Annotated in this window: 3 protein-coding genes and 2 pseudogenes; 2 read left to right on the top strand and 3 right to left on the bottom strand. The window is 59.6% G+C overall.

Annotated elements, in window-relative coordinates:
- Both B0G75_RS41930 and B0G75_RS40435 read left to right on the top strand, forming a co-directional pair.
- On the top strand, window positions 1–305 hold a 305-nt coding region (locus B0G75_RS41930; RefSeq protein ID WP_308705959.1), incomplete at its 5' end, for a hypothetical protein.
- Between the two features lie 458 nt (window positions 306–763).
- Window positions 764–1,342: a hypothetical protein gene (locus B0G75_RS40435; RefSeq protein ID WP_146142609.1), complete on the top strand. Its 579-nt coding sequence runs from the start codon at window positions 764–766 to the stop codon at window positions 1,340–1,342.
- Here the strand turns inward: B0G75_RS40435 and B0G75_RS39775 are convergent.
- The 3 genes and pseudogenes from B0G75_RS39775 to B0G75_RS39765 form a co-directional block, all read right to left on the bottom strand.
- Window positions 1,281–2,264, bottom strand: coding sequence for a GlxA family transcriptional regulator (locus B0G75_RS39775; protein WP_106286466.1), 984 nt, complete (start codon window positions 2,262–2,264; stop codon window positions 1,281–1,283). The genes B0G75_RS40435 and B0G75_RS39775 overlap by 62 nt on opposite strands.
- Before the next feature lie 275 nt (window positions 2,265–2,539).
- Window positions 2,540–3,012 (bottom strand): annotated as a pseudogene (locus B0G75_RS39770) (transposase); the annotation flags it as partial.
- Window positions 3,013–3,454: 442 nt separating this feature from the next.
- Window positions 3,455–4,451, bottom strand: a pseudogene (locus B0G75_RS39765) (IS110 family transposase); the annotation flags it as partial.

Genomic DNA, 4,451 nt, shown 5'->3' with positions numbered 1-4,451 from the left:
TGCTCGATGGATTTCTCGAAATAGCGACGGGCGGCAGCCTTGTCACGATTGGCTCGAAGCAGGAAATCCACCGTCTTTCCGGCCCTGTCGACAGCCAACCGGGCGCTTTCGACGGCGAAACGCAGGCTCAGCGGATAAGCCACGTACCAACGCACGCACGTCAGCATCACATCAAGCGGGTAATGGAGACGTTTGAGCACTCGGCCACCGCCGGATTCAACGTCGTCATCAAGCTTTCCGTCGTCTATATAATTCCGTACATCATAGGGGACCAGCCTATTGCAACAAAACCGGCGACGTTATAGCGATACGTTTCGCTACTGTCACTGCTGTCTCGCACATGGCTATCACAGCGGTGTGCATCAACTGGAGAGCCTGCGTCTGTGTCCCGCCTATCATGCACGCTGGCATCATCATGTCGGCGCTGCGGTCGCGAAGCAGCTTATCCCGTGAAGGCTCAACCGCCGGAGGCGCGTTTTCTTTGAGGATATTTCCGCGCGAGTCATGGTGGGACATGGACCCCGAGCAACGCTGTACCAATGAAACCAACGCATCGCAGCGCTTTCACACGCCGCTATCTTGAGTGTTGCCTTGAGTGAGCGTGACGCCCGCAGCCTTTGCGTCTCCCGTCTCGGTTGATCGATCGCCATATGTGCGGGCACACGGACACCACTCGGCCCACGGAAGCATCACAAAGCCTGTCGTTAGTGACACATTCCCTTCGGTGCTAAGGATTGGAAAATATAGACATTTTTGCGATCCGATGGACTTCAACGATCCGTTGACACATTTCCTGGTAGGACGGAGACCGTTTGCCTTCGTTCCACGGCGATCGGCATTGACGTCGTCGCTTCTGCAAACGACGCAACAAAAGCATCGTCGGCGGGAATCGAACGATCCGTACATGGCGCTCATTGCGCCGAGCGATGGGGACCGGCGTTTGCGTGAGCTCATGTCGACCGTCGACCCACTGTCGCCGACAGCGCAGATCACGCCTTCACGGATGATGCTGTCCAGTCAGCTGGCCGCTGCGGGCGGCGTAGGTGCGCTCGGCAGCGCGACGTCGATGCAGGCTCGTGCGTTGATGAGTCAGCCTGGAATGGATAAAGCGCGCTGCGCTCCTGCCTTCGATGGTGCAGGGAATTGGCGCGGCTTCGCCGCCACCCGCATCGATGTTGAGCACGTCCGGCGCCGCCTGTTCGATGTCGCTGCCACGTGTGGCGGCCGTGCTCCCCGGATCCAGCTTCTGCCGCTGATCAGGCACCTTTGCCGAAAGCCTTCTACGGTGCCACCTGCTTGCGCGTCCGATAGTCCGTCGGCGTCGTCGCCAGATATTTTCTGAACAGCTTCGACAACTGCCCGCCGCTTCCAATACCGCAGCGGCGCGCGACCTTGTCGACTGGCAGGCTCGATTCGACGAGCATCCGGCAACTCATGTTCAAACGTGCGCGAAGCAGATAATCGGATGGCGTCATGCCGATCTCGCTTTTGAACCGGCGCAGGAAGTTGCGCTCGCTCATCGCCGCGACTTGCGCCGCATCGTCGATTGAGATGGGACGATCGACGTTCGCTTCCAACCAGCGTGCCGACGCCAAGATCTTGCCACTGGCCTGTGACGCCAGGCCAAACGTGGCTACTGAGCGGAAAGGTGTCGTGGGTTGCGGGGCGATCGATTCGGCGACCTGCTGTGTCAGATCGGCGCCGAGATCCTCTTCGACAATGCGTAACGCCGTGGATACGGCACCAGGCGGTTCTGTTAGCGACCCCGCCGGAGGCAGGCCTTGCACTTCGCTACCGCCATAGAAAAGCGGGCAGTAGCGACTGGGCAACCCGGCAGCTTGCAGCAGCAGTTGGCCCTCCGCGATTGGATGCACGATCTCGCTGACCGGATGCCGGCGGCGCAGCCAGTTGCTCAATCGCTCGTCGCGGCATGCTTGCTGTACGCCCTCGCCGCCGGCAATGAACAACAGGTGCGTTTCGTTCGTGCCTCGGTGCGACTGGACGTCGTCGGTCCAGACAAATACAGATGACGAACTGGCGATGCGCCCGCCCGCGGCGGAAAGCAGCGAGACGTCGTAGCGGCCGCGGCCCGATCGCTGCGCGGCGGTGAGCGAATTTGCCTTCTGGAAGATCTCGATGATTGCTGCGACCGTAGGCAGGGCAAACCCATTGAACAGTGCGATGTCGACGCGAGTCAGCGCGGTCGTTTGCATCGGCACGGCACTCTGCCGCGAGCCACGCGGTAGAGTATCTACCAAGTCCATTTACTTTTCCCCAGAAATGTGTGGTCTGCAAAGTCTTGTTCCCAAGACTCTGATTTTTTTCTTATTCGTCCATGCTATAGGTCTGACTCTTTTGACGGTATTACATGGCCGAATTAGCCAACACATTGGCCGTTATGGCACTGAGTGGGGGCCGGCGAATAGCGGTGCTGGACTTCTGATTATAGCGGCTGCGAAGCCCATAATATTTGGAAATCAGAATCGCGACCAAAATGAGATGGAATGTATAGCCGGGAATAATTATTCATTTATATACGCACGCCATGCAGGAGCAGAAAGGCGTTCAGCCGTTGCCGCGCAGGCTTAGATTGTCCTTGGCGCTGACTCATGCGCGAGCCAGATCGCGGAATGCTTCGTCTTCCACGCTTGGCACGTACACCGCTGACAGGTCGCCGGCGCGCAGCGACCGCACCAGCTTGATCGCATCACGCCGGTCAGTCTTGACCCGCTCGCCCAGCTTTTTCGGAATCAGCGACGGCGCGCACACCAGGCAGTCGAATCCCTTCTGCACGAACTGACGGTAAAGTCCATAGCCGCACGGGCCCGCCTCGTAGAAGATGCGGATGTGCCGCGCCTTCGGTTGCAGGCGCGTACACAGCCGATCAATATCCGTCTTCGTCGTGCCAATCTTGCCGAGCAGTTCGACCTCGCCTGTGCCCAGCGCATAGGCAACCGTGATCGAATCCTTGTGGACGTCGAGGCCCACGTACAGTGTGCTATCGTTTTCCACGCTGGCGTCCGTGATGGATACCCGCCGGGTGTGGCCCTGTCCACGCCGTGCGGCTCTGGCAGAAATGTTAACCCACGTTTGAGTCCTCGCGGCGGGCCAGCCTGTACCTCGCGGAGTCATACTGACTTCTATGAGCTTTAAGTTGTCAAGGCGGTTTTCGCGTCCCGTTAGTGCACAGCCATCTCTTCTGCATTCCTTTGTTTTGAAACCGTTCATCGCGCACGTAAGACTCCAACGTCTTACCACCTTCTATCCGCCGGCGCGTCTCCGCCAGGCCTTATCCTGATGTGCGTTACGCTGGAAACCATCACCAGGAACATGCGCCAATCTAGTGAGTCGGTTGCCTGTGCAACCCAGTCAGTATACGGGCATGGTCACTTCAAAGGCGTTTGCTATGTACTGCCTGGCTAAGGCTAATCTCCTTCCTGCCAAACCTGAGGGATCATATGGACTTCAACTGCGCGCCTTTGGGTATCTCGCCGTCCCTCAAATAGCGCCACAGCGCGATTGTGAGGCGCCGCGCCACCGCGACGATCGCGATACGCCTGGCACATCGGTTCGGTCCTGTGCCCTGTGTGCGCTGGTTGAACCACTGCGTGAGTGCGCTGTTAGGCTGGTAGCGCAGCCAGCTCCATGCGATTTCGATCAGCAACGCGCGGACCCGGCGGTTTCCCTGTTTGCCGATTCCCTGGTCGACCTCGCTTTCGCCGCTGTCGTAGGGCTGCGGCGTCAACCCGACGCACGCACCCAGCTGGCGCCGGTTGCTGAACTCCCTCCAGAACAGCTCGAGCGCGAGGCGCGACGCGCCCACCTCGCCAATCCCCTGCAGAAGCGCCAGCGCAACACTTGGCGCGCGAGTGCTGGCGCGTCTGCCTGTCGCGTCTTCTCCAGTTCCGCAAGCTGTTGTTCGACGAGTGTCAGGCGTTCGCACCCGCGTAGTAAACGCTCGCGCAACTCGCGCGGCAACGGCATGCCGTCGTGGCAGCGGACCTCGTCGCGCTGAAGTCGGCCAGCGAAGGCACGGTGATTGACCGCATCTCAGCAGCCGAGGGTTGCCAACAGCTTGCGCATCCTGTCACGGTGCTGAAGAACTTCCTTCTGCAGTTGCCCGCGCTCGCGCATCAACTGGCGCGATGCCTCGTCCTGTGGTGACGGCGCATGCTCGACGTGCATGCGGTCGCGCTCTCCACGCAGCCAGGCACGCAGGTTGATGACGAGTTTGATGACATCGAGCCGGTCGGTTTCGGCACGTCGCTGATCGCGTTCGACCGGAATGCTGGCCGGATCGACGACGTAGCACTCGAGGTGCTGAGCCTGCAGCGCGCGACAGATCCAGAACGCGTCGGTTCTGGTGCAAATAGTGAATTTGACTCGGTTAGACTGGGGCCTTCGCAACCTCATCCTTCGATAATGCGCAAGCTGAAAAGCGTGGACGATCT

This window comes from Paraburkholderia sp. BL18I3N2, from assembly GCF_003001875.1.
Lineage (GTDB): Bacteria > Pseudomonadota > Gammaproteobacteria > Burkholderiales > Burkholderiaceae > Paraburkholderia > Paraburkholderia phytofirmans.
The sequence above is the reverse complement of the archived record's forward strand: the minus strand, read 5'-3'. Positions and strand labels throughout refer to the sequence as shown.

Excerpts from the sequence above, each read along its gene's own strand:
- B0G75_RS40435 (WP_146142609.1), top strand. The coding sequence starts at position 764 with ATGGACTTCAACGATCCGTTGACACATTTCCTGGTAGGACGGAGACCG.
- B0G75_RS39775 (WP_106286466.1), bottom strand. The coding sequence starts at position 2,264 with ATGGACTTGGTAGATACTCTACCGCGTGGCTCGCGGCAGAGTGCCGTG.